Annotated in this window: 25 protein-coding genes; 13 read left to right on the top strand and 12 right to left on the bottom strand. The window is 63.6% G+C overall.

Features of this window, described 5'->3' with window-relative positions; all coding sequences use genetic code 11:
* The first annotated feature begins 11 nt into the window (after positions 1–11).
* From AC56QP_RS15510 to AC56QP_RS15500, 3 genes are all read left to right on the top strand, one after another.
* A complete protein-coding gene (locus AC56QP_RS15510) occupies positions 12–1,454 on the top strand; it encodes a GMC oxidoreductase (RefSeq protein ID WP_489859117.1) in 1,443 nt (480 codons plus the stop codon).
* A 13-nt stretch (positions 1,455–1,467) separates the two neighbouring features.
* Entirely contained in the window at positions 1,468–1,917 is a 450-nt protein-coding gene (locus AC56QP_RS15505; protein WP_489859118.1) for a hypothetical protein, read from the top strand.
* A gap of 69 nt (positions 1,918–1,986) precedes the next feature.
* The gene (locus AC56QP_RS15500) at positions 1,987–3,066 is read left to right on the top strand and encodes a glycosyltransferase (protein ID WP_489859119.1); all 1,080 of its coding nucleotides are present in this window, start codon (positions 1,987–1,989) and stop codon (positions 3,064–3,066) included.
* Positions 3,067–3,084: 18 nt separating this feature from the next.
* Here AC56QP_RS15500 and AC56QP_RS15495 read toward each other — a convergent pair whose 3' ends face one another.
* Both AC56QP_RS15495 and AC56QP_RS15490 read right to left on the bottom strand, forming a co-directional pair.
* Positions 3,085–4,107 carry a phosphoribosyltransferase family protein gene (locus AC56QP_RS15495; protein ID WP_489859120.1) on the bottom strand — a complete coding sequence of 341 codons (1,023 nt, stop codon included), beginning with the start codon at positions 4,105–4,107 and terminating at the stop codon, positions 3,085–3,087.
* A gap of 52 nt (positions 4,108–4,159) precedes the next feature.
* Positions 4,160–5,656 carry a lipopolysaccharide biosynthesis protein gene (locus tag AC56QP_RS15490; protein ID WP_489859121.1) on the bottom strand — a complete coding sequence of 499 codons (1,497 nt, stop codon included), beginning with the start codon at positions 5,654–5,656 and terminating at the stop codon, positions 4,160–4,162.
* A 185-nt stretch (positions 5,657–5,841) separates the two neighbouring features.
* On the opposite strand from AC56QP_RS15490, the gene AC56QP_RS15485 reads away from it, so the two are divergent.
* The 6 genes from AC56QP_RS15485 (at position 5,842) to AC56QP_RS15460 (ending at position 13,519) form a co-directional block, all read left to right on the top strand.
* Positions 5,842–7,014 (top strand): glycosyltransferase, encoded by a 1,173-nt coding sequence (locus AC56QP_RS15485; protein WP_489859122.1) that lies wholly within the window; start codon positions 5,842–5,844, stop codon positions 7,012–7,014.
* A gap of 25 nt (positions 7,015–7,039) precedes the next feature.
* On the top strand, positions 7,040–8,035 hold the full coding sequence (locus AC56QP_RS15480) for a glycosyltransferase family 2 protein (protein WP_489859123.1): 996 nt from the start codon (positions 7,040–7,042) through the stop codon (positions 8,033–8,035).
* Positions 8,035–8,985, top strand: a complete 951-nt coding sequence (locus tag AC56QP_RS15475; RefSeq protein WP_489859124.1) for a glycosyltransferase family 2 protein — start codon at positions 8,035–8,037, stop codon at positions 8,983–8,985. The genes AC56QP_RS15480 and AC56QP_RS15475 overlap by 1 nt, the downstream gene beginning before the upstream one ends.
* Positions 8,975–9,925: a glycosyltransferase family 2 protein gene (locus tag AC56QP_RS15470; protein WP_489859125.1), complete on the top strand. Its 951-nt coding sequence runs from the start codon at positions 8,975–8,977 to the stop codon at positions 9,923–9,925. The genes AC56QP_RS15475 and AC56QP_RS15470 overlap by 11 nt, the downstream gene beginning before the upstream one ends.
* A 74-nt stretch (positions 9,926–9,999) precedes the next feature.
* The gene (locus AC56QP_RS15465; RefSeq protein WP_091580721.1) at positions 10,000–10,896 is read left to right on the top strand and encodes a UTP--glucose-1-phosphate uridylyltransferase; all 897 of its coding nucleotides are present in this window, start codon (positions 10,000–10,002) and stop codon (positions 10,894–10,896) included.
* A 235-nt stretch (positions 10,897–11,131) separates the two neighbouring features.
* Positions 11,132–13,519: a polysaccharide biosynthesis tyrosine autokinase gene (locus tag AC56QP_RS15460; protein WP_489859126.1), complete on the top strand. Its 2,388-nt coding sequence runs from the start codon at positions 11,132–11,134 to the stop codon at positions 13,517–13,519.
* Between the two features lie 102 nt (positions 13,520–13,621).
* On the opposite strand, the gene AC56QP_RS15455 is transcribed toward AC56QP_RS15460, so the two are convergent.
* From AC56QP_RS15455 to AC56QP_RS15445, 3 genes are all read right to left on the bottom strand, one after another.
* The gene (locus AC56QP_RS15455; protein ID WP_489859127.1) at positions 13,622–14,380 is read right to left on the bottom strand and encodes a metallophosphoesterase family protein; all 759 of its coding nucleotides are present in this window, start codon (positions 14,378–14,380) and stop codon (positions 13,622–13,624) included.
* A 161-nt stretch (positions 14,381–14,541) separates the two neighbouring features.
* Positions 14,542–15,624 carry an acyltransferase family protein gene (locus AC56QP_RS15450; protein ID WP_489859128.1) on the bottom strand — a complete coding sequence of 361 codons (1,083 nt, stop codon included), beginning with the start codon at positions 15,622–15,624 and terminating at the stop codon, positions 14,542–14,544.
* A 139-nt stretch (positions 15,625–15,763) separates the two neighbouring features.
* Complete coding sequence (locus AC56QP_RS15445; RefSeq protein WP_489859129.1) at positions 15,764–17,671, bottom strand: propionyl-CoA synthetase; 1,908 nt, start codon at positions 17,669–17,671, stop codon at positions 15,764–15,766.
* Positions 17,672–17,785: 114 nt separating this feature from the next.
* Here AC56QP_RS15445 and AC56QP_RS15440 point away from each other — a divergent pair, with 114 nt between their 5' ends.
* The 4 genes from AC56QP_RS15440 (at position 17,786) to AC56QP_RS15425 (ending at position 20,143) form a co-directional block, all read left to right on the top strand.
* Positions 17,786–17,926: a hypothetical protein gene (locus AC56QP_RS15440; RefSeq protein ID WP_489859130.1), complete on the top strand. Its 141-nt coding sequence runs from the start codon at positions 17,786–17,788 to the stop codon at positions 17,924–17,926.
* A 481-nt stretch (positions 17,927–18,407) separates the two neighbouring features.
* The gene (locus tag AC56QP_RS15435; RefSeq protein ID WP_489859131.1) at positions 18,408–18,692 is read left to right on the top strand and encodes a PqqD family protein; all 285 of its coding nucleotides are present in this window, start codon (positions 18,408–18,410) and stop codon (positions 18,690–18,692) included.
* A 33-nt stretch (positions 18,693–18,725) separates the two neighbouring features.
* On the top strand, positions 18,726–19,160 hold the full coding sequence (locus AC56QP_RS15430; protein ID WP_489859132.1) for a lasso peptide biosynthesis B2 protein: 435 nt from the start codon (positions 18,726–18,728) through the stop codon (positions 19,158–19,160).
* The gene (locus tag AC56QP_RS15425) at positions 19,157–20,143 is read left to right on the top strand and encodes a serine kinase (RefSeq protein WP_489859133.1); all 987 of its coding nucleotides are present in this window, start codon (positions 19,157–19,159) and stop codon (positions 20,141–20,143) included. Before AC56QP_RS15430 ends, AC56QP_RS15425 begins: the two co-directional genes overlap by 4 nt.
* A gap of 9 nt (positions 20,144–20,152) precedes the next feature.
* Here the strand turns inward: AC56QP_RS15425 and AC56QP_RS15420 are convergent, their stop codons facing one another.
* The 7 genes from AC56QP_RS15420 to dhaL all read right to left on the bottom strand — a co-directional run bounded on the left by AC56QP_RS15420 (position 20,153) and on the right by dhaL (position 25,653).
* Positions 20,153–21,175, bottom strand: coding sequence for a nucleotidyltransferase family protein (locus tag AC56QP_RS15420; RefSeq protein ID WP_489859134.1), 1,023 nt, complete (start codon positions 21,173–21,175; stop codon positions 20,153–20,155).
* Positions 21,176–21,309: 134 nt separating this feature from the next.
* A complete protein-coding gene (dhaK, locus tag AC56QP_RS15415) occupies positions 21,310–22,296 on the bottom strand; it encodes a dihydroxyacetone kinase subunit DhaK (protein WP_489859135.1) in 987 nt (328 codons plus the stop codon).
* A 25-nt stretch (positions 22,297–22,321) separates the two neighbouring features.
* Positions 22,322–22,744 carry a hypothetical protein gene (locus tag AC56QP_RS15410; protein WP_489859136.1) on the bottom strand — a complete coding sequence of 141 codons (423 nt, stop codon included), beginning with the start codon at positions 22,742–22,744 and terminating at the stop codon, positions 22,322–22,324.
* An 11-nt stretch (positions 22,745–22,755) separates the two neighbouring features.
* Positions 22,756–24,357 carry a phosphoenolpyruvate--protein phosphotransferase gene (ptsP, locus tag AC56QP_RS15405; RefSeq protein WP_489859137.1) on the bottom strand — a complete coding sequence of 534 codons (1,602 nt, stop codon included), beginning with the start codon at positions 24,355–24,357 and terminating at the stop codon, positions 22,756–22,758.
* Entirely contained in the window at positions 24,341–24,643 is a 303-nt protein-coding gene (locus tag AC56QP_RS15400) for an HPr family phosphocarrier protein (protein WP_489859138.1), read from the bottom strand. The genes ptsP and AC56QP_RS15400 overlap by 17 nt, the downstream gene beginning before the upstream one ends.
* A 21-nt stretch (positions 24,644–24,664) precedes the next feature.
* A complete protein-coding gene (gene dhaM / locus AC56QP_RS15395; protein ID WP_027040441.1) occupies positions 24,665–25,054 on the bottom strand; it encodes a dihydroxyacetone kinase phosphoryl donor subunit DhaM in 390 nt (129 codons plus the stop codon).
* Positions 25,051–25,653, bottom strand: a complete 603-nt coding sequence (gene dhaL, locus AC56QP_RS15390; protein ID WP_489859139.1) for a dihydroxyacetone kinase subunit DhaL — start codon at positions 25,651–25,653, stop codon at positions 25,051–25,053. The genes dhaM and dhaL overlap by 4 nt, the downstream gene beginning before the upstream one ends.
* Between the last annotated feature and the right edge of the window lie 60 nt (positions 25,654–25,713).

Raw genomic sequence — 25,713 nt, 5'->3', positions numbered from 1 at the left:
ACTTGTGGCTGATGGTGCTGGACGTAAAGCCCGAACAAATCACCAGGGATCATTTCGATGTTGTCGCGATCGGTTCCGGCTTCGGTTCGGCCTTTTTCCTGCATGAGTTCGCGAAGCGGCGAAAGGCACGCATCCTGGTTCTGGAGTGGGGCCGGCACAACACCCATGAATGGCAGCTCAACCAGAACGCCAACACCGACATCGACGATGAGACGACCTACAAGACCAATTCCGACAAGCCCTGGAACTACACGATCGGACTGGGTGGCGGAACGAACTGCTGGTTCGCGCAGACGCCAAGGTTCCATCCCAATGACTTCAGGCTGAAGACCACCTACGGCATCGGCAACGACTGGCCGATCAGCTATGACGACGTCGAGCCGTTCTACTGCGACGCCGAAGACATCATGTCGATTTCAGGCGATCCCGACATGGCGGCGATGCTGCCGCGTTCGCGGCCGTTTCCGCAACCGCCCCATCGCATGTCTACACCGGACCGGATGATGAAGGCGGCGCAGCCCGGCCAGCATTTCGTCATGCCGACGGCACGAGCGCGCGTGCCGACCGCGCAGCGCACTTCTTGCTGTGCCAACCTGCGCTGTTGGCTGTGCCCGGTCGACGCGAAATTCACTGTCAACAACGGGCTGATGCATGTCTTCGAGGATCCGGACGTTTCGGTCTGCCTCGGTGCCGAAGTGCGGCGGCTCGATCATGTCGGCGGAACGGTTCGTTCGGTCACCTTCGTTCATGGTGGCAAGGAATATTCGGTCACCAGCGACCTCTTCATTCTCGGCGCCAATGCCATCCAGAGCGCGGCCATCATGCTGCGATCCGGTCTGGGCGACGAATTCGTCGGGCGCGGCCTGCACGAATCCTACGGCTGGAATTTCGAAGTCTATCTCGACGGTGTCGACAATTTCGACGGCAGCACGATCACGACGGGGCTGAATTTCGGCCTCTATGACGGTCCGCACCGATCTGAGCATGCGGCGGCGCTCGTCTATTTCGAGAACCGTTGGCAACACGGAATGCGTGCCGAAAAGGGGCGGCTGCGCCAGGCGCTGCCGCTTGTCGTGGTCACCGAAAACCTGCTCGATCACGAGAATTTCGTTACCCTCGACGAGGATGACAACGCCTTCGTCAGCTTCAAGGCGCCGTCGGACTACGCGGTGAAGGGCATGGCCCGGGCGTTGGAGAAATTGCCTGCGCTGCTTGCCCCGCTGCCGGTCGAAAAGCTCTTCGACCGCGGCATCCGGCCGACCGAATCGCATGTCCAGGGCACGCTGAGAATGGGCACCGGTCCGGCCGATTCGGTGATCGACAGCAACATGATCCACCACCGGCTCAGAAACCTGGTTGTCGTCGGCACCAGCACCTACCCTAGCTGCTCCTGCGCCAACCCGAGCCTGACCGCGGCAGCGCTGTCCTTGCGGGCGGCGAGCCGGATCGCGTGAAAGGAGGTATCGGATGATCGAAATTTCCAGACGCTCGGCCCTGGCGATCGTAGCGGGTGGGGTGGTGTCGACGGGCATAGCCTATGCCGCCGTCTCCTCGTTTTCGGACGAGGATCTCGTCCGTGTCACGCTCGAAAAATACCTCGGCACACTGAACATGCGCATCGAGCATCTGCAGCAGTTCGTGCTGGCGTTCCGCGACAGGAATCCATGGGTCTTTCCGAGCGAGAAACTGAGCGACGCCGTCACTCTGACGGAGGAGCTCAAATTGGGCGCCGCCCGCCGCCTGCTGCCCCAGCAGAAGCGGGAAGATCTGGTGCATTTCGACCGCTGGGTCATCGCCGAATTCCATATGCTGACGGACTACGCATGGCGCAGTTCGCCAAGCGATCCGATCCGGTTCACCGGATGGCAGTCATGTACCAATCCGTTCGCGAAACTCGATCCGCCGCAGAATGCGTGAGGCGGCCTTCAACGCAGCCCTTGATCGGGCTGCATGGAATGAAACGCGAAAAGACCAGGAGCCAGGACCATGAAAGTTCTTTTTGCAGGCGGGAACGGCTACCCACCGGAGTTCAGCGGCGGCGTTCAGTCGAGCACCCATCATCTGGTCGAACAGCTGATCGAACATGGGCATGAGGCCGCGGTGCTGGCCGCGCTGTTCGGGGATGGTGTCTTCGGCTTGAAGGCGCGCGCCAAGATGAAGCTGCTGCGGCAGCCGGCAGTTGTCGACAGCTATCCGGGCTATCCGGTGATCCGAGCGTGGTTTCCCTGGGAGGCAGCGACCTTTGCCGTCGACAGGCAGAAGCCGGATGTGGCGCTGGTCCAGTGTCACAAATCGGTTCCGCTCGGCAAGGCATTGCAGGCCGAGGGCGTGCCGCTGGTCGTTTATCTCCGCAATGTCGAGTTCCATGAACTGGGTGGCGATCTGCGGGAATTGCGTTCGGCACTCTATATCGCCAATTCGGAGTTCACCGCGCGCACCTACAAGAGAGAGTTCGGCATCGATGCGGCGGTGATCCCGCCGACCATCAATCCGGCGCATTACAGCACCCCGACGACGGGCCAGTTTGTCACCTTGATCAACCCCTATGACGAAAAAGGCTTCGAGCTTGCGGTCCGGATTGCTGGCGCGTGCCCCGAAATCCCGTTCCTGCTCGTCGAAAGCTGGAAGCTGGAGGACGATCATCGGGCGCGCATTGAGGAGACAATCACGCCGCTCGGCAATGTCACGCTCGAGAGCCGCACCAGTGACATGAAGACAGTCTATGGCCGCACCAGGATCCTGCTTGCCCCAAGCAAATGGGAAGAGGCCTGGGGCCGCGTCGCGTCGGAGGCCCATTGCAGTGGCATCCCGGTTGTCGGCTCGCGGCGTGGCGGGCTGCCCGAAGCGATCGGCCCCGGCGGCGTGGTGCTGGATTACGATGCTCCGCTTGCCGATTGGGTCGCGGCCGTTAGGCGGCTGTGGAACGACAACCAGGAATATGACCGGCTCTCGGGTCTCGCGCGCAGCTTCGCCGGGCGGCCCGAACTCGATCCGGATCGCCAGTTCGCCACCTTCTTTTCGATACTCGACAGGGCGGTACAGCAGCGCGCGCGGCAAGCGGCGTAAGTATGCTGATAGTCCGCGTCAGGCCGGGCGCTTGACCCGGTTCTTCAGCGTCTCGTAGCCGCGCGCGCCAAGCAGCGCGCGGGCGAGGGTCTTGGCGGCCGCTTTGCGCCCTTCCTGCGACTTGATCTGCCGCAGCCTTGCCGGCAGGTTGCGAGCCGCCTGGCCAAGTGCTGGCAGCGACAGCGCGTCGGGAAAGCTGACCATGTGCGTTTCGACGCATAGCACCGGCTTGCCGGACAGTTCGGTGATCTTCAGCGCCTGCTCGTGCTCGCTTTCGATGAACAGGACGGCATTGGATTTGCGGTAGAAATCGGCCTTGAAACTGCCATGCGCGCCAAGCCGCTGCCGTTCCGCCTTGCTCGGCAGGTCGAGCATGATCAATTGGTCGTATTTGATCTCGTGCTTGGCGAGCCACGCCTCGGTGAGCGCGCGGTATTTCTCCAGCCGGCTGGTGACCAGCCAGCCGATCTTGTGGGTCGGCGCATGCAGAGGCCGCGCCTCGCTGAGGAACTTCTCGTAGACCGGTCCGTCGTCGTTTTCGGCCTCGGTCGGATCCAGGCACAGCACGCCGTCGATGTCGACGCAGCATTGTGCCAGGAATTTGTGATGCATGAAGTTCCACTGGAACATGCGTGGATGTGGCACGACCTCGAAGACGATGTCAGTCTCCTGGTGTTTCGGCTGCAGGCCGAACACCGCGGCAAAGGTGAAGTCCGCTTCGATGCCGGCCGCCGCGATGCGGGCGCGCGCGTCGCGCATGGCATTGCCACCAGCGACGCTGTCGTCGATCACCAGAACCTTGCGCATTTCGGTGACCTTGCGATCGAGCGCGGCGCGGCGCTTGGTGACGCCCGAGGTGTAGACTCGGCCAGTCAGGAAACTATCCAGATCGGTCATCGGAATGTTGGCCGTCAGGCTCACCAGCGTCGCCGCCAGTATGCCGCTTCGGGGAACGCCGACGACAAGGTCGATGTCGCGGGGCAGCCGGTGAAGGTTCCTGACGATGGCGTCGTTCATGTCGGAGATTGATCGGTAGTGCATGAATCAGACCTGAAACTGGAGTGGATGTCCGTAGCTCTCGAAGGCGTCCAAATTATTGCGCCTCGCGAGGCGCCGCCGCGGGCGGTCTTGCCGGCAGCATTTTTATCGCCTCGCGCAGGGCTTCGCGGCCGGAAGCGAATGCCAGCGCGATGACAATGGTGATGAGGTAGGCGAGGACGGCGCCGCTGGCCAAGGCAACGACATGCTGCTGCGGCAGCAGCGGCTTGATGAACCAGATGGCGGCCAGTGCCAGGTGGGCGCCAAGCACGAAAGGCGTCGCGGCGCGCAGCACATGGTGGGCCTGCAGCGGACCGCTCTTGCCGATATAGAGCCACAGGAAAGGCGTCCGCAGATACTCGCTGATCGCATAGGCGATCGCCACGCCCAGCGCGCCATAGGGCAGGCCGAGCATGAAGGCGATCACCGAGGTCACGGCAGTTACGATGCCCCAGCGCATGAAATCGCCGGAGCGGCCCTGGCTGACGAAAAGCCATCCCGCCGGGTTGTTGAGCGGCTGCAGCAGCCCGGCAAAGCCAAGTGCCAGGAAGATGCTGGCGCTTTCGCGCCATTGCTCGCCGAGCACGAACGGGATCAGCACGTCCGACATGGCGGTGGCGAAGGCGACACCGGGAAGCGCCACCAGCAGGATCAGCGGCATGACGCGCAGATAGGCGCTGCGGTAGCGGTCCGGCTCATCCTTCAGCCTGGAGAGCGCCGGCACCATCACCTTCGACAATGGATTGGTGATCTGGCTCAACGGAAACAGCAGCAGCTTGTAGGCGCGGTCATAGAGGCCGAGCTGGGCCTCGCCCCAGTATTTCCCGATCAGCACATTGTCGAGATTGCGGGCAAAGAAATTGGCGAAATTGAAGCCGGTGATTCCGGCGCCGAAATTGACCAGCTCGCTGATTCCGGCGACCTTGCGCGGCAGGCTCGGACGCCAGCGCGAACCGGCCCAGTAGCAGAGTGTCGGCAGCACCGCGCCGGTCAGCGTGCCGGCAAACAGCGCCCAGTAGGAGCGGTCGATGAAGGTCCAGGCGATCGACACGGCGAGGGCGGCGATAGCGCTGGCGACCTCGATGATCGCGAGACGACCGAACTGCATGCGGCGCGTCAAAAGCGCCAGATGCTGGGCGCCAAGCCCATAGGCCATGATCTGCAGCCCGAACGCGGCCACGAGGCCAGCCACGCGCGGTTCGCCGTAGAAGGCGGCAACCAGCGGAGCGGCACCCGCGAGCACGCAGGCCAGGATCGCGCTGACGGCGACATTGATCCAGAAGAGGTAGTTTACTTCTTCATGCCTGATGCCGTTTTTCTGGATCGTTGCCTGGGTCAGGCCGAAATCCTGGAACAGCGCGATAAAGGCCAGCACCGGCGCGCACATCGCCACGACGCCGAAATCCTGCGGCGACAAGAGCCGCGACAGCACGATAACCGATAGGATCTGTGTCGCGACCCGTACAGACTGCGCCATGGCCGTGACAACGGCGCCGCGCCCGACCGATTTGCGGAGCGAGCCTTCTGGCGGATCGAATGCATTGGCTTCCAAATTCAGGATTCCTGATCTTTGCGCGGATTTCCGACCCCTGAAAATCCACAACCGCCGCCAAGGACAAACTAGGGCATTAATTTTGCAGTGCAACAGAAAACGTCGATCTTCGCACCAAAAATGTTGCGATGCAGCAAGAGCTGTACTAGCATTCCCCTGGGTGGGCCAACAGCGGTCGAGTTTTCATGCTGCATGTCTTGTACCTTGTGCACGACGTTTCCGACCCGGCCGTGCGCCGGCGGATCACGATGCTCAGGGCAGGTGGAGCCCAGGTCACGTTGGCCGGCTTCCGTCGTACGGCCGATCCGATCGCGGATATCGAGGGATTGCGACCGATTGACCTCGGCGCGACGCGTGACGGCCGGTTCGGCCAGCGGCTCGCGGCGGTCGCCAAGGCGGCGGTTTCGATCGGCTCGAGGCTTGGCGGCATGCCGAGGCCCGATCTCATCATCGCGCGCAATCTGGAAATGCTGGCGCTGGCGCGGCGGGCGAAGTCGGCATTCGGCGCGTCGGTTCCGATCGTCTACGAATGTCTCGACATTCATCGCCTCGTGCTTCGCAACGATTTTCTGGGCAAGGCGCTGCGCGCCACCGAACGTTTTCTGGCCAGGGACGTGAAGCTGCTGGTGACCAGTTCTCCCGCCTTCATCGCCAATTACTTCAAGCCGTTCGGCCAGGTGGCGGCGCCGATCGAGCTGGTCGAGAACAAGTATTTCGAGGCCGCGGCGATTTTGCCCGGCGACCCCGAGCCGGCGGACGGCCCGGTCGGCCCGCCATGGCGGATCGGCTGGTTCGGCGCCCTGCGCTGCCGCCGCTCGCTCGAACTCCTGGCCGATTTCTCCCGCCGGATGGACGGGCGCTTCGAGATCGTGCTGCGCGGCCGCCCGGCACTGTCCGAGTTTCCGGATTTCCATGGCTTTGTCGAATCCGAGCCATGGCTGTCGTTTCGCGGGCCCTATCGCAACCCGGAGGACATGGCCGCGATCTACAGGGAGGTCCATTTTTCCTGGGCGATCGATTTCTTCGAAGCGGGACAGAACTCCGAATGGCTGCTGCCCAACCGACTCTATGAGGGTTGCCGCTTCGGCGCGGTGCCGATCTCGATGGGCAACACCGAAACCGGGCGTTTCCTCAACCAGCAGGATATCGGCGTCCTGCTCTCCCAGGCCACGCCCGAGGGGCTCGAGGCAGCGCTTGGCAAGATGGAGGAGCACCGCTTTGGCAGGCTGAAGGCGCGTGTCCTTGCCCGCAACCCGAGGACGTGGAGCTACGATCGCAGCGATTGTCGGGCGCTCGTCGAGCGGCTGCGCAGCCTGACCACCGTGCCCGGTTCCTTCGCAGCGGAAGCGTTGGCATAGGATGGCTGGAGATGGACGTGGGTTGATGACGCAAACTGGAAAACCATCATCCAGCCTGATCGTTGTTCCGTGCCTGAACGAAGCCGCCCACATCGGTGCGCTGCTCGATCAATTGCGCCCTTCGGCCGCAAGGCTTGGCGCCAGGATCATCGTCGCCGACGGCGGCAGCACCGACGGCACGTTGGCCATCGTCGAGGATGTCATTGCGAAGGATTCGCGCGTTATCCTGCTTCACAACAAGCGGCGCATACAGAGCGCGGCGATCAATCTCGCCGTCGGCACATTCGGCGAAGGCACGGACTATCTCATCCGCATCGACGCGCATGGCGGCTATCCCGACGACTATTGCGACCGTCTGGTCGAGGAGGCGCTGGCCACCGGTGCCGATTCGGTCGTCGTTTCGATGCTGACCAGCGGCAGCGGCGCCGTGCAGAAAGCGGCCGCCGCGGCACAGAACTCCAGGCTGGGCACCGGCGGCTCCAAGCACCGGCATCTTTCCGCGGGAGAGTGGATCGATCATGGCCACCACGCGTTGATGCGGATATCGGCGTTCGGGGCCGTGGGTGGTTATGACGAGACGTTCAGCCACAACGAGGACGCCGAGCTCGACTACCGGCTGCGACAGGCCGGCTACAAGATCTGGATGAGCGGCAAAACGCAGATGGTCTACTATCCACGCGCCTCGTTGAGCGGGCTTTATTTCCAATATCTCGGCTATGGCCGCGGCCGCGCCAAGAATGTGCTGAAGCACCGCGTGATCCCGAAGGTCCGGCAGATGGTGCCGCTGCTGGTGTTTCCGGTCGTCCTGCTGGCGGCCTTCTCTTTCGTGCACTGGCTGGCGGCGGTGCCGCTTCTGCTGTGGGCGTCGGTGTGCCTGGGCTATGGCTTGTGGACGGCCATTCGCCAGCGCAATGCCGATATCGCGCTTGCCGGCGTCTCGGCAATGGTCATGCACCTAGGCTGGTCGGTCGGCTTCTGGCTGCAGCTTCTCGGCCTCGGCTCGCGGCGCAGGGCGGCGTGATGGCGGTGCCTGTCGACAACCGCAGCATCGACATCGGTGTTTGCACGTTCCGGCGACCGGAACTGGCCGACACGCTGCGCTCGCTTGCTGCCATGGACATGCCTTCAGGATTCGATGTCAGCGTTATCATCGCCGACAACGACGACACGCCAAGCGCCCGGGACCTGGTGACGGCGCTGTCGCGGGAACTGGCGCTGCCGATCCACTATCGCCATGCCCCGGCCCGCAACATTTCGATCGCCCGCAACGCCTGCCTCGACGCCAGCACAGCGGATTTCGTCGCTTTCATCGACGATGACGAGACGGCTTCGTCGCGCTGGCTCGCCGAGCTGGTCGCGACGGCCGAAGCGAGCGGTGCGGCCGCCGTGCTCGGTCCGGTACGGGCGCTCTATCGCCCGGATGCGCCGGACTGGATGCGGCGCGGCGACTTCCATTCAACCTTGCCCGTCTGGGTACGCGGCGAGATCCACACCGGCTACACCTGCAATGTGCTGCTGCGGGCCGGCGCCGACAGTCTGCGTGGCCGCCGCTTCAGCCTGGCGCGTGGTCAGACCGGCGGCGAGGATACCGAGTTCTTCGACCAGATGCACAAGGCCGGCGGCCGGATCGCCTTTTCGCCTGATGCCTGGGTCGACGAGGTGGTGCCGCGCTCGAGGGCCGCGTTCGACTGGCTCGGCCGCCGCCGTTTTCGCGTCGGTCAGACGCATGGCCACCTTTTGGGCAGCAGCGCCAGCGGCATTGGCCTGGTCAAGCAGGTCGGCCTGGCATCGGCCAAGGCGGTCTATTGTTTCGCCGCCGCGCTTCCCGTTGTCGTCAGCCCGGTGCGCAGGAACCGCAGCGTGCTGCGCGGCATCATGCATGTCGGCGTCGTAAGCGGCCTTGTCGGCATTCGTGAGCTCCGCCTCTACGGCCAGCCCTCACCCGGGGAAGGAGGCAAGCGTGCAGCCTGACGTCTCCTTTGTCATTGCCGCGTACAATGCCGAGTCAACCCTCGACCGCGCGATCGCCAGCGCCATTGCCCAGAAGGACGTCAGTGTCGAGATCATCGTCGTCGACGACAAGTCGCGCGACGCGACGCTCGATGTGGCAAGGGCCTACCCGCAGGATATCGTTCGTGTCGTCGCCCTGGCCAGCAATCGCGGTCCCGGCGGGGCGAGGAATGCCGGCCTCGACCTCGCCCGCGGCAGATGGATCGCGGTTCTCGATTCCGACGACGCGGTCTTTCCGGACCGCATCGCCACCATGATCGCCCGCGCCGAAAGAGCGGATGCCCAAATCGCCGTCGACAACCTCCAGGTCATTCGCGAGGACGGTGTCGTTGAAGACGCGATGTTTCCGACGCGATATCTGGAGAGCCTGAACGAAATCTCGCTGGCCAGCTACATCGCCGGCAACATCGTTTTCGAATCGAAGTTCAATCTCGGCTATCTCAAGCCGATCTTCCAGCGCCGGTTCCTGGATGAAAACGGACTTCGCTATGATGAAGAGCTAATCATCGGCGAAGACTACATCCTGCTTGCCGAGGCCTTGGCCAAAGGTGGCAAATGCGTGGTCGAGCCGACGATCGGCTATGCCTATCATATCCGCAGCGGCTCCATCTCGCGCGTGCTCGAGCTTCATCACGTCGAGGCGATGCGCAAGGCCGATGCCGTGTTCGCTCAGACCCATTCGATGGATCCAGCCGCGCTGGCAGCGTTCGCCCGGCGCGGCCGCAGCCTGCGCAAGGCCGCGTCGTTCCTGTCAATGGTTCAGCACATCAAGGCGCGGTCCCCGCTCAAGGCGATCCGGACGGCGCTCAGCGATCCGGCGGCGGTCAGGCATATGAGCATGCCGATCGCCGTGCGGTTGCGAAGAGTAGCGGCACAGTTTGCCGTGGGGGTGGGGAGGTGAAGATGCAGGCACATGGAGGGATTTTTCGTGGCCTGTGAATGGACTGAAGTCGATCTCCTCAGAAGGAATTTGCAATGAAGAAAATCAGGAAGGCCGTGATACCGGTGGCGGGGCTTGGAACACGGTTCCTGCCGGCGACCAAGTCGATGCCGAAGGAAATGCTTCCCGTCGTCGACAGGCCTGTCGTGCAATATGCGGTGGACGAGGCGTTCGAGGCCGGCATCGAGCACATCGTGTTCGTGACCGGTCGCAACAAGGCAGTCATCGAGGACTATTTCGACCTCCATCCTGAACTGATCGGAACCCTGGAGCAGACCGGCAAGAAGGCGCAGTTGCAGTCGCTGGAAAGCCTGCTGCCGGTGGCCGGCGCCACCAGCTTCATCCGCCAGCAGTCGCCGCAAGGCCTTGGCCACGCCGTCTGGTGCGCGCGCGAAGTTATCGGCAACGAGCCCTTCGCGCTGCTGCTGCCCGACATGGTGTCATTCGGCGGGCGCGGGTGCCTGGCCGAGATCACCGACCTCTATGCCCAAACCGGCGGCAATGTGATCGCCGTCGAGCGCTGCGATCCGACCGAGACCAACAAATACGGCATCGTCGGCCGTGGCGCCGATATCGGCGGCGGTTTCGAGGTGACGGCGATGGTCGAAAAGCCGGCGCCGGCCAATGCGCCGTCGAACTTCTACATCAACGGCCGCTACATCCTGCAGCCCGAGATCTTCGCGTTGCTGGGCAACCAGCAGCGTGGCGCCGGCAACGAGATCCAGCTGACGGACGCCATGGTCCGCCTGTCGCAGGACCAGCCATTCTTCGCCCAGCCATTCAAGGGTCGGATGTTCGACTGCGGTTCGAAGGAAGGGTTCATCCAGGCCAACATCGCCTTCGCGTTGGCGCGCGACGACATGAAGGGCCCGGTTTTCGAGATGCTTCAGGAGTTCGTCCGGTCGCATGAACGCCAGGAAGAAGCCGCATAATGCCCATCTTTCGGGAGTATTTTCGCATGGCTGACAGCGCGAGGCGGTAGTCCCGCGCTGTCTGGCATGAAGCTTGCGTTGCTTTGCGCAAAGCTCCCGATCTTCGTGGCGCCTGCAAGCCCAAGCATGATCCCGAGAAGTGGGTACCGGTTTTCGGAAAAGATCATGCTCAAACAAACAGATAGAGCCCCATCCCGATCATCGGGATGGAACAGGCTCTAGAATTGGACCGAAGATGAACTATGCCAACTTTCCTCTCGACAAGAGGATGCCATTGCCGAATTCAGACGCAGGAAACGGCGAAGACTTCATCGATATCGAGCGGCTGCTTGGCATGGCCGCACGGCAGGCCAAGGTGGTTGCCGTGTGCGCCATCATCGGTCTTTTCCTGGGCCTGCTCTATCTGCAGACCACGCCGCCCAAATATGTATCGATCAGCAGCGTGCTGATCGACGAGGGATTGAACAAGATCGTCGATGACATCTCGGCGACGTCGACGAGCATGCAGACCGACTCGGCCATCCTGAGCCAGATCGAAATTCTGACGTCGTCGCGGCTCGCCGCCGTGGTCGTCGACAAGCTGAAACTCGACCAGAACGATGCCTTCATGAACCCTCCCGTGTCGGCGTTGGCGAAGGGCATCGGCTTTGTCAGGGGCATGATCCAGTATGTGCATCCAAGCTCTCCCGCCGGGGCCATGGGCGACATCACCAAGGTCGACGCGGCCACGCGTGAGGCGATGATCGCCACCGCCCGCCGCGACTATGCGATTCTCAAGTTGCAGAGCGAGGTGCGGGCGGAGCGTGTCGGGCGGAGCTTCGTGATCGCCCTCGGCTATCAGGCGACCGATCCGGGACTGGCAAACGCGGTCACCAAGGCCTATGCCGATGCCTATCTCGCCGATCAGCTCGATGCCAGCTTCGACGCTACCGAGCGGGCGGCGGTCTGGCTGCAGGGCCGGTTGACGGAATTGCGCGAGAGTTCCCAGGCGGCCTCGCTGGCGGTCGAAAAATTCAGGGCCGACCACGGACTGGCCGCCAACAGCGATGGCCAGCTGATGAGCGACAAGCAGCTCTCGGACCTGAATGCCCAGCTCATCGTGGCGCAGGCCGATACCGCACGCGCCAGTGCCCGCTACCAGCAATACAAGGCGATTATCGACAGCGGTTCGGACAACGCCTTCAAGGATGCCGCCATATCGAGCGATCAGCCGAGCAGCTCGGTCATCGCGGCGCTCAAGACCCGCTACCTCACTGTCTCCAAGCGGCTGCAGGACGTCGAGGCGAATTTCGGCCCCCAGCATCCGCAGGCGCAGGCACTTACCAAGGAGAAGGCCGACATCTCGGCGCAGATTTTCGGCGAGCTCAAGCAGCTGACCGAGAGCTATCGCAACGAGTATGAAGTGGCGCTGGCGCGCGAGACCGCGCTCAGGGCCAATGTCGCGGCGGCGCAGGGCAAGAGCTCCATCGACAACCAGTCGCAAGTCCAGTTGCGTGACCTGGACCAGAAGGCGACGGCGCTCACCACGCTCTATCAGACATTCCTCGGCCGTTACGAGGAAGCCGCGCAGCAGCAATCCTTCCCGGTCGGCAAGATCCGCATCATCTCGGACGCCTCGATGCCGCTCGCCGCGTCAAGCCCGCGTACGATCGTCGTGCTTGGACTTTCGCTCGTGCTTGGCATCCTGATGGGCGCCGGTTTCGGCGGCCTGAATGAATTCAACGAACGCTTCTTCAGGACCGGCGATGATGTGCGCGACCGCGTCGGCCTGAAGTTCCTCGGCTATCTGCCGACGATCGGCGGCAAGCTCGGCAAGGAAGAACAGCCGGGCGAAACCCAGCTGGATGCCAAGACCGCCAAGTCGCTGTCGGCCGCCGAAAGGCGGGCGCGGATGCGGGTCAGCATCGATTCGCCCGCGTCGATGTTCTCCGAAACCTTGCGCAGCGCCAAGATCGCCTTCGACGTCGTGATGGAAGGGCAAGGCAGCCGCGTCATCGGCGTCATCTCGGTCCTTCCCGGCGAGGGCAAGTCGACGGTCGCGGCAAATCTTGCCGGATTGCTTGCCGCCAACGGCGCCAAGACACTGCTGATCGACGGCGATCTGCGCAACCCCGGCCTCAGCCGCGGTCTTGGCATGGAGGCCGAGCAAGGCTTGATGGAAGCGGTGGTGAGCGGCCAGACCTGGCAGTCCGTCGGCAAGATCGACCGGCAGACGAAGCTGGCGATTGTCCCCGCCGTATTGCGCGGTCACTTCTCCCACACGAGCGAACTTCTCTCCTCGGCCGGGATGCGGCGCTTCATCGAGAACGCCAAGGAGACGTTCGAATACATCGTCGTCGATCTGCCGCCGCTCGGACCGGTGGTCGACGCCAAGGCCTTCGCGCCGCTGGTCGATGGTTTCGTGCTCGTCACCGAGTGGGGACGTACGCCGCGCGCGATGGTGCAGTCGCTGCTCAACGCGGAGCCCTATGTCGCCAACAAGATCATCGGGGCGGTGCTGAACAAGGTCGATCTGAAGAAACTGGCCAAATACGGATCGTTCGGAGGTTCGGAAAAGTTCTTCGATAAATATTCGACCTACTATCTGGAAAAATCCGAAGTGCGCAGCAAGGCAGCCGTCTGATGCATGTCGCTCAAAAGCGGCCACGGTTTTGAGACAACGACATGCATGGCAACAAGACTTGAAGCGCGTCGCATGAACCCGCCTGGACGCGTCGCGCCTTGATCAGGAAAAGATCAGCCGGCCCTGCTTGTCGGCGATCCTGACGGCGGTCAGACGTCCGCTCTGGAAGGCGGCGGTGTCGATGCCGAGCCGTCGCCCCTCGAGTCTCGGGATGTCCACCGGCGTATGTCCGTGCACCACCCAGCGGTCGAGCAGGTGCGTTGCCTCGAAGAAATCCGAACGGATGTGAAGCAGGTCCTGGTCGGCCTGCGCCGCGAGGTCGACACCCGGTCTGATGCCGGCGTGGACGAACACGAACTTCCTGGAACGGACCATGATCGGCAGCCCGCGCAGGAAGCTGACGTGATCGGCGGGGATGACCTCCCTTATGCGCTGATCGATCCGTGCGCTGCTCTCGTAGAGCCGGGCAAGGCGCGCCGGGTCGATGCCGTAGGAAAACAGGGTTTGCAGGCCGCCCGTCGCCAGCCAGGATTCACGGGACAGATGTCCGTCGAGATAGTTCAGCATCGCGACTTCGTGGTTGCCCGCAAGGCAGATGCGCTGGAACCCCTTCGGCGGCGGCGCCAGAAGGTGATCGAGCACCCGCGCCGACTGAATCCCCCGGTCGATATAGTCTCCCAGCATGATGATGATCTTGCGGCCCTGGAAACGCAGCGAATCGAGCAGGATCTTCTGCTCCAGCGAGCGGAGCTCCTTGTAGCAGCCATGCACGTCGCCGACCGCGTAGACGACGGTGTCCTGCATATCGATGTCGAGGCGCACACGCAGCGCGATACGGGGTTTTCGCTGGAAAAAAGTCACGGGAGGAGCGTCTCGATGTCGAAGGCATGCGGTCATGCGCAGGGCATGAATGTCTGCATCATGCCTGAAGCGAAAAACTCCGCAATGGCCGCAAATGCGGTCACGGCGAATCGCTTGAGCGGTCGCGTCGGCGACCGGACCGACCTGCCGGCGGATTGCTGTCAAGCTGCCTTGAGACGATAGCGGAAAACGGTGTGGTCGAGCATCTGCCGGATGCGCGGCTCGGCCTCTGTCGCCACCAGCCAGCTTGCCGCGATCATGGTCGCGCCGACCGCGATCATCGACAAGAGATGCGGCAGTCCGGCGCGGACGAGGACGCCGAGCATGGCGGCGCCGACGACGTCATGCAGCAGGTAGAGCGGATAGGTCATCAGGCCAATGCGGCGCCAGCCGCTCCATGACAGATCGAGCCGCAGCGACCACGCCATCAGCGCGATCGCGGTGAGGAAGATCAGGATTGGCGGCGCGAAGGGCATCTGCAGCCCGACCTTCAGCATATGAACGTCGACCGAACTGGCGATCTGCAGGACGCCGCCGCCCAGGAACAGGGCGCAGAAGGCAAGGCGAGTGGCCGTCACCGCCTTGAACCGCATCAGCCACAGCATGACGCCGGTCGCGAAGAAAACGCCGTGATGCACCAAAAGCAGGTCGAGGGAGCGCGTTTCGGCGAGGCCCGACCAGTCGAGCGGATAACAGAGGCACCAGAAAAGCGTGCTGATCAGCCCGATCGCGATGGCCACCACTTCCATCAAATGGAAGCGGCCGAGCAGCAGCAGGGTCCAGACGACAGCATAGAAGGCGATCTCGATACCGAGCGTCCAGTAGACGCTGTCGACCCATGGGCCGTAGGGGACAAACAGGCCAGTGCGAACCAGCCTCGTGACCGCATCGGTCGGCCAGCTCAGGCCGACGATCAACAGCACGATTGCGGTGATCGGCGCACAGATCCATACCGCCGGCGCCAGCCGCTTCACCCTTGCTTCAAAAAAGCGCAGGGGCGTCGACTTCTCGGCGCTGAAGGCGATAACGAAGCCGCTGATGACGAAGAATATCTGGACGCCGACCCAGCCGGATTCGACCCACGCGCCTATTTCCGGATGTGGAGCAATGCCGCCCGTGGCCCGCGCCGAAACGCCGTCCGGGAAGGCCCACACCCAGAAGCCATAGTGGTAGACCATGACCAGTACGGCGGCGAGAAACCGCAGGATGTCGACGCCGCCAAATGTGATCTTCTGCTGAGCCATGCGAACCTTGTCGATGGCCCCCCGCCATGAACTGTAGGGTGCATTGCTGCATTGCACAATAGAAGTATTGCTTACCGGGCGCAGCCTTCCGCGAGGCGGCGCCATGCACGCAGATCCGCTGCCAACCCACGCCGGCTGCTCAAAGCCCGATGCCGCGCTCCTTCAGGGCGGCGGTGATCTCGTCGAGAATGACAGGGTCGTCGATGGTCGCCGGCATCGCCCATTCTTCCTTGTCGGCAATCTTCTGCATCGTACCGCGCAGGATCTTGCCGGAACGCGTCTTCGGCAGGCGCTTGATCGTCACCACCGTCTTGAAGGCGGCTACCGGGCCGATCCGCTCGCGCACCAGCCTCACCACCTCGCTTTCGATGGCGCCGATGTCGCGCGCGACGCCGGCATTGAGCACGACGAAGCCGAGGGGGATTTGGCCTTTCATCTGGTCGGCGATGCCGATGACGGCGCATTCGGCAACGTCCGGATGCGCCGAGAGCACCTCCTCCATGGCGCCGGTCGACAGCCGGTGGCCGGCTACATTGATGATGTCGTCGGTGCGGGCCATGACGAACAGATAGCCGTCCTCGTCCATCATGCCGGCATCGGCCGTCTTGTAGAAGCCGGGGAACTCGTCGAGATAGGCTTGGTGGAAACGCTCGTCCGCATTCCACAGCGTCGGCAGGCAGCCGGCCGGCAGCGGCAGCTTGACCACTACATTGCCCAGCGTGCCGCGCGGCACTTCGTGACCGGCATCGTCGAGCACGCGGATGTCGTAGCCGGGCATCGGCACGCCGGGCGAGCCGTATTTGACCGGCAACAGGCCGAGACCGGCCGGATTGATGGTCATCGGCGAACCGGTCTCGGTCTGCCACCAATGATCGATCACCGGCACGTTCAGCTTCTGCTCCGCCCATTTGATGGTTTCGGGGTCGGCGCGCTCGCCGGCGAGAAACAGCGTACGGAACGTCGAGAGGTCGTATTTGGGAATGAACTCGCCCTTCGGATCCTGCCCCTTTATGGCCCGAAACGCCGTCGGCGCGGTGAACAACGCGACGACGCCGTGTTCGGCGATCACCCGCCAGTAGGTGCCGGCATCGGGGGTGCCGATCGGCTTGCCTTCGAACAGGACGCTGGTGCAGCCATGCAGCAGCGGCCCATAGACGATGTAGGAATGGCCGACCACCCAGCCGACGTCGGAGGCCGCCCAGAACACCTCACCCGGCTTGACGCCGAACTCGTTTTCCATCGTCCACTTCAGCGCGACCATGTGGCCGCCATTGTCGCGCACGATGCCCTTGGGCTGGCCGGTCGTGCCCGATGTGTAGATGATGTAGAGCGGATCGGTGGCCAGCACCGGCACGCAGTCGACATTGGCACCGGCGGCGCGCTCGCGGGCGACAGCGTCGGCATAGTCGATGTCGAAATGGTCCTTCAACTCGCAGCGCATCTGGTCGCGCTGCAGGATCAGGCAGGCGTCCGGCTTGTGCCTGGAGATCTCGATCGCCTTGTCGAGCAGCGGCTTGTAGGCCACGACACGGCCCGGCTCCAGGCCGCAGGAGGCCGAAATGATCAGCTTCGGCTTGGCGTCGTCGATGCGGGTGGCAAGCTCATGCGAGGCAAAGCCGCCGAAGACGACCGAATGCACGGCGCCGATGCGGGCGCAGGCAAGCATGGCGAAGGCCGCCTCCGGCACCATCGGCATGTAGATGATGACGCGGTCGCCCTTGCCGATTCCGCGGTTCTTCAGCACCGAGGTCAGCGCGACCACCTCGCGCTTCAGCTCGGCATAGGTGAATTTCCTGACCGTTCCGGTGATGGCGCTGTCATGGATCAGTGCGATCTGGTCGGCGCGCCCACCCGCGACATGGCGGTCGACGGCGTTGAAGCAGGTGTTGCAGGTCGCACCGGTGAACCAGCGCCCGTAGACGCCTGCCGTGGCGTCGAACACCTTGTCATGGGGCGAGTACCAGTCGATGGCGACAGCCGCATCCGCCCAGAACTTTTCCGGATCGCGTTTCCAGCCGTCATAGACCTCGTGATAGCGTGAAGCCATCCGTACCCTCCCCATGAACGATTTGCCGTCCTTGTGAATAGCCTATGCTGTTTTTTCCGGCGATGTCTCCTGCATTTTCGTCTGAGCCGGTCTCGTCTTGACCACGGGTGCGTGGTGTCGCGAACGGCGACCAGCGTCGGCGTGGGGGACGCAGCGGCAAGGCACATCACCGGCTTCTCGCCCGATGGCACCTGTTTCGCCTTCGAGCAATATGGCCCGATCCTGTTCGGTGGCGTGAAGGTCGATTGGACCTGAGCGGTTCGTCGTTTCACGGAAACGCCGAACGGCCCTGTCTCCTCGACCAGACGTTATTCCGGGCGGAAAACGGTTTCACGCTTTTCCTGGGATTGTTCTACAGCGGTAGGGCCATAAGCATCAGGCCAACACCGCCGGCGATCAAAATGGCTGCCGCCAAGGCTTTTCGATGACGTTCGAAGCTCGTCGGAGCCCGCTCCCAATTGTAACGCATACTCTATCTCCCCAAGACCCGCGGCTTCCTTACCTTACTTAGGGGAAGAAAAGCAACGGCCCTGCTCGGACTGCTCACGGATAGCCCACTGCTGCCGCGACTATTTCTGGGACGATTTCCGTCGAGAGCCGGCGGCGCGATATCGATCCGCAGCGGCGGGCCTCAAGCTGGGCGATGCCAGGGAAGGTTGAACTGGTCAGCCAATGGACAGCGCCCCACCACCGCGCTATCTCATTTCGGGGTTCGGCATGGCTTGGTGGGTTGGTGATGGAAATTGCCTCTGGAACTGTTTTGCGGCTGGCGGACGACGCCTCGGTTCAGCATGCCGGCGACGGTGCCGTCGTGCTTTTGGCACGCAGCGGCCAGCTCTATACGTGCAATGGCACGACCGAGGCCTTTCTCGACAAGGTCGATGGAGCGCGCAGTCTCGACCAGATCGTCGACCTGCTTTGCGAGGAATTCGAGGTCGACAAGGGCACGCTTGGTCAGGACATGGCGGCGCTGGCCACGGATCTGGTCTCGGAAGGTATCCTCGCCGCCCCAGGCGCTTGATGGGTACCGCTTGATGGCTAAAGGTACCGCATGATGGCTGACGGTCCTCTCCTGCGCGTCCTGTTTCGCTGCCATCTCTGGGCGAGCGCGCGGCTGCTGCCGGTCCTGGTTGGCAACCGCAGCTTCGAGGACGTGCTCAAATGGGCGCCGCTCGCCTCGTCGACGCCCTATCGCGGCTTGCCGTCCGCCTACGTCGTCGCCAGCGTCAACCGCACCGTGCGCCATCCCTGGCTGATGCGCGACCGCAGATGCCTGAGGGAAGGTCTGCTCGGCCATCGTTTCCTGCGCCTCGCCGGCTTCGATCCAGACCTGCGCTTCGGGGTTGACCCGAAATCGATGCAGGCGCCGCGCATGTCGGCGCATTGCTGGGTCTGCCTCGGCGGCAGGCCGGTGGTCAGTGACAGCCTTCCCGGCATGGTCGAGATCTATCGCCACCATGCCGATGCCACAAAGGTACGTCCCGCTTGACTAGACCTTCAGCGTGCTATGGCCTCAACGGCCAGATCCTCGGCATATCGGCCGAGCGTCCTGAGCTATGGCGGGACTTCGACAAGATGCTCGCCAGCCTGCGCATCACAGGTCCGGTCGAGCCGGATTTTCGCCTTGATATTATCGCGGCCGAGGTCCTGGACGAGGCACCGGATGGATCTCTCGTCTTTGATGGCGAAATCCCGGAGGATGGCTACTGCCGGATGATCGAGGACGGTGGCACCGTCCATCTCGTCTTTCCCGAACGCCAGACTGTGTCGATCAATGGTGAGGAAGGCTGGGCCGAAATCCGGATTCGCCCCGATGCGAAAGCCGCCTGGACGCCATCGATGCTGGTGCTCGACGCCGCGCTCGACGCCAGCGGCCAGCATATGCTGCACACCGCGGGCCTGACGCTGCCGGACCACGGCGCGGTCGTGCTGATCCACGCTCCGAGCGGCACCGGCAAGACCACGACGTCGCTGGCGCTGGCAACGCAAGGCTTCGGCCTGTGCTCCGACGATGCCATGATCCTGGGCGCGGCAGCCGCCAGGCCCGTTGCCTGGGGGCTGCCGCGTCACGTCAAGATCCACCAGAAGACCGCGCGGATGATCCCGCAGGTGTCGCCATGCCTCGGTCCGTCATGGGACCGCAACGGCGAACAAGCCGTCTCGCTGGAGCGGTTGAGCGAGATTGTACGAATCGAAAGCCCGGCCGCCAGGCCGGTAGCGGCGCTTCTCCACCTCGCGCGGTCCGCCGACAGCCAGACCCGGCTTGTGCCCATGGCCGGGACCGACGCGATGGTGGCGCTGGCGATGGACAATGTCCGCACCGGCATGACCGGTTTGCTGCCGCTGCAGAAACGCCGGCTGGCGACAATCGCCAGGCTGGTCTCGTCGGTGCCGACCTTCAGGCTGGAAGTGGGCGCGCGTCCGGCCGACGCTGCGGCGCTGATCAGCGACACCCTGAAAGCACGGGACTGATCGAGCCGGTCAGGCGGCGTGCGGCCTGGCCTTGGCCAGCCGCTGGATCCATCGGAAGGCATCGCGGCGCAGCCGCGAGCCGATCTTGTCCTTGGAATTGACGCCGAGCAGCGTGTTCGTGGTGATCAGCCGTCTGGCCAGTCGTATCGACAGGTCGGGCTTGATCCGGCCCGCGAGTTCAAGCGCTCGCCGTTCGTCGAACAACTGGCCGGTCACATTGAGCACAATCGCCAGTTCAAGCTCGATGCCGGTCATGCGGGCAGCGTCGAGCAGGCGGGCTTCCGATTCCGGCGACCGCAGCGCCCGCACGCCTTGCAGCACGTCGACGCAAAGCTGCAGCCGGTGGAACTTGTGCCCTCCGGCGGCGTGCACGATGGCGATCGTCAAAAGCGCGGCCGGTGTGTCTGACGCCTCGCCGTCGATGACGCGCGATTCCTTGAACCCCAGCGACAGCCGCCGCCGCATGCCGGTATCATGCACCAGGTCGCCATGCAGTTCGATCAGCAGGCTCGAATTCTCCTTTTCGAGCCATTTGAATTCCTGCAGCGCATAGGATTCGGCCTCGTTGCTGCCAAGCTCGAAGCCGCATGCCGCGATCGCCTGGTTTGCCCGCGACAGGTTGGCGGGTTCGACGAGGATATCGATGTCGGTGAACGGCCTGTCGGAAATGTTGCGGTAGAGCTTTCGCGCGAAGACCGGTCCCTTGACGATCCGCGCCGGAATGTCTTCCGCGGCGAGGCCCTTCATGATCCGATCGCCATGGTACTGCAGCAGCATCGACTGGCCGGTGGCGATCGTCGCCTTCTGACGCAGGTCGTCAAGCATCTCCCGCAAGCCGGCGTCCGGTGGCAGATGCGCGTCTCCACGCTCTTGGAGCTTGCGCAGCATGATCGGCAGGACGCCATGGAATTCGGCGTTGTCGAGCAGCGCCGTCAGCGTCCTTGCCGACAAATCTTCCCCGACTGCCGCGGCCTCCGGATCGGCGTAGCGCAGCAAGAGCTTTTCTTCGGCGGAGGTGAGAGATGGCAGCATCAACCCGGACAATGTTACGGATAAGGGGATTGTCCAGGATGGTTGCAGAAAAGCCCGGCTGAAGCCAGCGCTCTGGTCATTTGCTTTACGCAATTCCGGACGGAAAACCGTTACACGCTTTTCCTGGAATTGCTCTACATGCCCCAGCGCAATGCCGCCGTATGGACGGGCGCATCCCACCAGCCGGTCGTCTCGTCATCGAGCATGGTCAGCGTGATCGAGCAGCCGGCCATGTCGAGTGAAGTGACATAGGTGCCGACCAGCGAGCGGGTTATCGTCACGCCGTGCTTCTCGAAAATCCGGCGGGCGCTGTTGTACATCAGGTAGAGCTCCATCTGCGGCGTGCCGCCGAAGCCGTTGACGAACAGCAGGGCCGGGCCTTTCGCCTTGGCGCCCAGATCGCCCAGGATCGCGGCACAGATCTCCTGCGCGATCACGTCGGCGCTTTTCAACGTGTCGCGGCGCCTTCCGGGCTCGCCGTGGATGCCGACACCGAATTCCATCTCGCCGTCGCCGATGTCGAAGGTCGGCTTGCCGGCGGCCGGCACCGTGCAACTGGTCAGCGCCACGCCCATCGAGCGGGTCGCGCCGTTGACGCGATCGCCCAGCGCCTTCAGCAGTGGCAAGGCCATGCCATGCTCGGCGGCCGCGCCGACGATCTTCTCGACCACCAGCGTGCCGGCGACGCCGCGCCGGCCGGTCGTATAGGACGAGTTCTCGACGGCGACATCGTCATTGGTGACCACCTGCAGGACGCCTTCCGACATTTCGGCCGCCATGTCGAAATTCATCACGTCGCCTTCGTAGTTCTTGACGATGAACAGACAGCCGGCGCCGGTGTCGACGGCCTCCGCCGCCGCCAGCATCTGGTCCGGCGTCGGCGAGGTGAACACCTGGCCGGGGCAGGCTGCGTCCAGCATGCCGTGGCCGACAAAGCCGCCATGCAGCGGCTCGTGGCCGGAGCCGCCACCAGAGATCAGCGCCACCTTGCCCGGCCGCAAGGTCTTGCGGCGGACGAATTTGTGCCCGTCGCCGAGCACGAGGATGTCGGCGTGGGCGGAAACGAAACCATCGAGGCTCTCGGTCAGCACCGTGTCCAACGAATTGATAAATTTCTTCACGGCCGTCTCCTCCCGAAATAGGCGATCAGCTGCCTTTGCCGGTGATGCTGGTGATCTTCTGGATGAAATCATTGACCGCCCTGTCGAGCGCGGCGTTCTGCTTGTCATCGCCGAAATCCGGCACGATCAGCGAAACATGCCGCGTCTTGCGCATGCCCGCCGCGACAGACATCTTGCCCGGATGCGCCTGGTGATAGGCGGCGAGAAACTGATCGCGCTCGGCCGGGCTGAAATGGCAGACCGAGAAGATAGAAGGCAAATGTTTCGACGGGATCGGGATTGAATAGGCCGGGCTCGAAATCTGCGTGACGAAACTGCGGTGCTTGCCAAGGGCGTCGGCAAGGCGCTGGCGCATGCCGGACGGCCGCTGGTCGATGACCTGGGACAGGATCGTCTTGTAGGCGCGGATCGCCTCTTCGGAACCGGGTTCAGGTGTCTTGTCGACCATGCCAGCCGGGCCTAGACCGAAACGTCCGCGATGGCCGCCTTGGCCATGGCGAGTTGAGCCGGAGCGACGGAAAGATCGCGCAGGCCGGCCTCGAGCAGGGACGGGATCGAGGCGGGATCGCCGCCAGCGTCACCGCACAGGCTGACCGGGATTCCTTCGCGCTGGCCAAACGCGGTCACACCAGCGACAAGCCGCAGCACCGCCGGATGGCGGACCGAATTGAGATGCGCCACGGCAGCATTGTCGCGGGCGGCCGCCATGACATACTGGGTGAGGTCATTGGAGCCGATCGAGAAGAAGGCGGCATCAGTAAAGGCCTCCGGCACGATCGCCACCGACGGCACCTCGACCATGATGCCAAGCGGCGGCATTTCATGCGCGATGCCACGCGCGGCCAGCGTTGCCTGCTCCTCGGCGAACATTGCCGCGGCCTGCCTGTATTCCTCCACAACGGCGATCATCGGGAACATCACTTTCAGGCTGCCGTGGACAGCGGCGCGCAGCAGCGCACGGATTTGTACACGAAACACCTCGGGCCGCGCCAGCGACAGCCTGATCCCGCGCTGGCCGAGGAACGGATTGCCTTCCTCGACGGTGAAGCCAGGCACCGGCTTGTCGCCGCCGGCATCGACGGTGCGGATCGTCACCGGCTTCTCGCCGGCCCACTCCAGCACCTTGCGATAGGCGCGATACTGCGTGTCCTCGTCCGGCAGCGTCCTGCCGAACAGGAATTCGGTGCGCATCAGCCCGACACCGTCGCAGGTCGCGATATCGATGCCGTCGACATCGGACGGGTCGGCGATGTTGACCTGCACGCGCACCGCCGTGCCGGTCTTGGTCATCGCCGGCCGGGCCAGGAAAGTCCCAGCCAGGTCGCGGCGCGCCGCGAATGATGAGGACGATTGGCGAAAGGCGTCGATCTCGGCCCTTGAGGGCGACAGCACGATCCCGCCGTGCTCGGCGTCGAGCAGCGCTGCGCCGGCAAGTTCGGCTGGCGGAGCGCCAAGGCCAACCACCCCAAGCCCGACAACCATCGGCACCCCACGTGAACGCGCCAGCATGGCGACGTGGCTCGCCGTGCTGCCTGCCTTCAGCGCGATGCCGCCACCGCAACTCCAGTCGGTTTCGAGAAAACGTGTCGGCGCGATGTCCTCGCCGTAGAGAATGGCGCCGGCCGGTACCTGGATATCGCCATCCTCGGTCAGCGCCCGCAGCACCTGGTCCCTGATGTCGCGGATGTCGGCCGCACGCGCCCGGAAATAATCCTGGTCAGACGTCTCATAGCCGGCGATTTCCGCGTCGAGTGCCCGGCGCCAGGCCAAATCGGCGGCCGTGCCCTCGGCAATGTGCGAAAAAGCCGGGCCGGTCAGTGCATCGTCCGTGAGCATCGCGAGCTGGAACTCGAGAATGTCGGCGGCATCGCCTTCGCTCGCCGCGATCAGCGCAGCAAGCCGGCCGGTCGCCGCGCCTATCGCTGTCTGGAGCGCGGCTCTCTCTTCAGCCACTGTTGCCTTGCCGACATAGGATGCGGCAGTCCGGTCGAGGTCGAACAGCGGACCCTCGGCATAACCGGCCGAGGCCGAAATGCCCTGCAGCCTATGCGGTCCGGACATGGTCCGCGCCTTCGTCGAAATCGCGCCGCACCAGTTCGACCAGCGCGTCGACGGCATTATCGGCGCCATCGCCGCTGGCCCTGATATGCAGCACAGTGCCCTTCGGCGCCTTGGCCGCCATCACCTTGACGATGCTCTTGGCGTCGAACCATGGCCCGTTGGCCGCAAGCGCTATTTCCACGTCGGCGGCAAAGGTCTTGGCAAGCTTGGTGAACTTCACCGAAGGACGCGCGTGCAGACCCACCTCGTGGGTGATCAGGACGCTCGCTTCGGCGGATGCGGACATGTCTTCAAAATTCCCGTTCGCTCACGACGGCGACAATTCATGCGCCGTCGCCACCACTTCCTTCAGCGAGGCGCCGCCGGAAGCCTCGGTCGCGGCCATCACCGCGCCTTCGACGATCGGCGCGTTGCAGACGATGATCTTCTGCGAACGCGGCTCGCCGATCATCTCGACCGCCATTTCGCTGTTGGTCTCCGCACCGCCGAGATCGACCAGGATGGCGACCCCGGCTTCGGACCAGGCCTTGTCGATGGCACCCATGATCGCCTCGACATTGGTGCCGAGCCCGCCATGGCCGTTTCCGCCGCACCATGCAAGCGGCACTTCGTCGCCCACCATCTGCCGCACCATGTCGGCCGTGCCCTCGGCGACCAGCGGCGAATGCGAGACGATGACGATACCGACATTGCTCATGCGCTTTCCCCGAGGGTTTTCGCCACTGTCCGCACCAGCAGCGCGGTTGAGCGTGCGCCGGCGTCCATATGACCGATCGAACGGTCGCCGAGGAACGAAGCGCGGCCACGCAGGGCCTTCATCGGCACGGTTGCCTCGGCCGCCGCGTCGGCGATATCGGCGATTTCAGAGGGGGCTTTTCCCTGCAGCAAAGCGTCATGCACGGGCTGCAGCACGTCGAGCATTGTCTTCTGTCCAACTTGCGACTTGCCTCGCGCCGCCACCGCTTCGATGGCCTTGCCAAAAGCCGCCGTCAGATTGGCGCGATCGGGCGCGCCGGAAATCTCCTTGCCGAGCGCCATGAAAAGGGTGCCGAACAAGGGACCTGAAGCGCCGCCGACCGTCATCACCAGCTTGGTGCCAATCGCCCTCAGGGCCTCGGGCAGCGGCTTGGCCGAAAACGCTTCCGCCTCGCCACGCACGGCCTCGAAGCCACGCTTCATGTTCAGCCCGTGGTCGCCGTCGCCGGTCGCCTGGTCGAGCGCCGTCAACTCCTCGGCATGAGCGGCAATCGTGTCCGCGGCGGCCGTGATCAGCCTGGAAAGGTTCAACCCCGCCATGTCGCGCAAATTCCCGGTTTCCATTCCGCCGGCAGTATCGAAAGAACTGTCACTCGACAA

It is taken from the genome of Mesorhizobium sp. RCAM 05104 (assembly GCF_059683645.1).
Note: the sequence above shows the minus strand (reverse complement) of the source record. Positions and strands in the feature narration are given on the sequence as shown.

What these genes read in the sequence shown, in the direction of transcription:
- AC56QP_RS15510 (WP_489859117.1), top strand. Translation starts at nt 12, where the DNA reads ATGGTGCTGGACGTAAAGCCCGAACAAATCACCAGGGATCATTTCGAT.
- AC56QP_RS15505 (WP_489859118.1), top strand. Translation starts at nt 1,468, where the DNA reads ATGATCGAAATTTCCAGACGCTCGGCCCTGGCGATCGTAGCGGGTGGG.
- AC56QP_RS15500 (WP_489859119.1), top strand. Translation starts at nt 1,987, where the DNA reads ATGAAAGTTCTTTTTGCAGGCGGGAACGGCTACCCACCGGAGTTCAGC.
- AC56QP_RS15495 (WP_489859120.1), bottom strand. Translation starts at nt 4,107, where the DNA reads ATGCACTACCGATCAATCTCCGACATGAACGACGCCATCGTCAGGAAC.
- AC56QP_RS15485 (WP_489859122.1), top strand. Translation starts at nt 5,842, where the DNA reads ATGCTGCATGTCTTGTACCTTGTGCACGACGTTTCCGACCCGGCCGTG.
- AC56QP_RS15480 (WP_489859123.1), top strand. Translation starts at nt 7,040, where the DNA reads ATGACGCAAACTGGAAAACCATCATCCAGCCTGATCGTTGTTCCGTGC.
- AC56QP_RS15475 (WP_489859124.1), top strand. Translation starts at nt 8,035, where the DNA reads ATGGCGGTGCCTGTCGACAACCGCAGCATCGACATCGGTGTTTGCACG.
- AC56QP_RS15465 (WP_091580721.1), top strand. Translation starts at nt 10,000, where the DNA reads ATGAAGAAAATCAGGAAGGCCGTGATACCGGTGGCGGGGCTTGGAACA.
- AC56QP_RS15460 (WP_489859126.1), top strand. Translation starts at nt 11,132, where the DNA reads ATGAACTATGCCAACTTTCCTCTCGACAAGAGGATGCCATTGCCGAAT.
- AC56QP_RS15450 (WP_489859128.1), bottom strand. Translation starts at nt 15,624, where the DNA reads ATGGCTCAGCAGAAGATCACATTTGGCGGCGTCGACATCCTGCGGTTT.
- AC56QP_RS15445 (WP_489859129.1), bottom strand. Translation starts at nt 17,671, where the DNA reads ATGGCTTCACGCTATCACGAGGTCTATGACGGCTGGAAACGCGATCCG.
- AC56QP_RS15435 (WP_489859131.1), top strand. Translation starts at nt 18,408, where the DNA reads ATGGAAATTGCCTCTGGAACTGTTTTGCGGCTGGCGGACGACGCCTCG.
- AC56QP_RS15430 (WP_489859132.1), top strand. Translation starts at nt 18,726, where the DNA reads ATGGCTGACGGTCCTCTCCTGCGCGTCCTGTTTCGCTGCCATCTCTGG.
- AC56QP_RS15420 (WP_489859134.1), bottom strand. Translation starts at nt 21,175, where the DNA reads ATGCTGCCATCTCTCACCTCCGCCGAAGAAAAGCTCTTGCTGCGCTAC.
- AC56QP_RS15410 (WP_489859136.1), bottom strand. Translation starts at nt 22,744, where the DNA reads ATGGTCGACAAGACACCTGAACCCGGTTCCGAAGAGGCGATCCGCGCC.
- ptsP (WP_489859137.1), bottom strand. Translation starts at nt 24,357, where the DNA reads ATGTCCGGACCGCATAGGCTGCAGGGCATTTCGGCCTCGGCCGGTTAT.
- AC56QP_RS15400 (WP_489859138.1), bottom strand. Translation starts at nt 24,643, where the DNA reads ATGTCCGCATCCGCCGAAGCGAGCGTCCTGATCACCCACGAGGTGGGT.
- dhaM (WP_027040441.1), bottom strand. Translation starts at nt 25,054, where the DNA reads ATGAGCAATGTCGGTATCGTCATCGTCTCGCATTCGCCGCTGGTCGCC.
- dhaL (WP_489859139.1), bottom strand. Translation starts at nt 25,653, where the DNA reads ATGGCGGGGTTGAACCTTTCCAGGCTGATCACGGCCGCCGCGGACACG.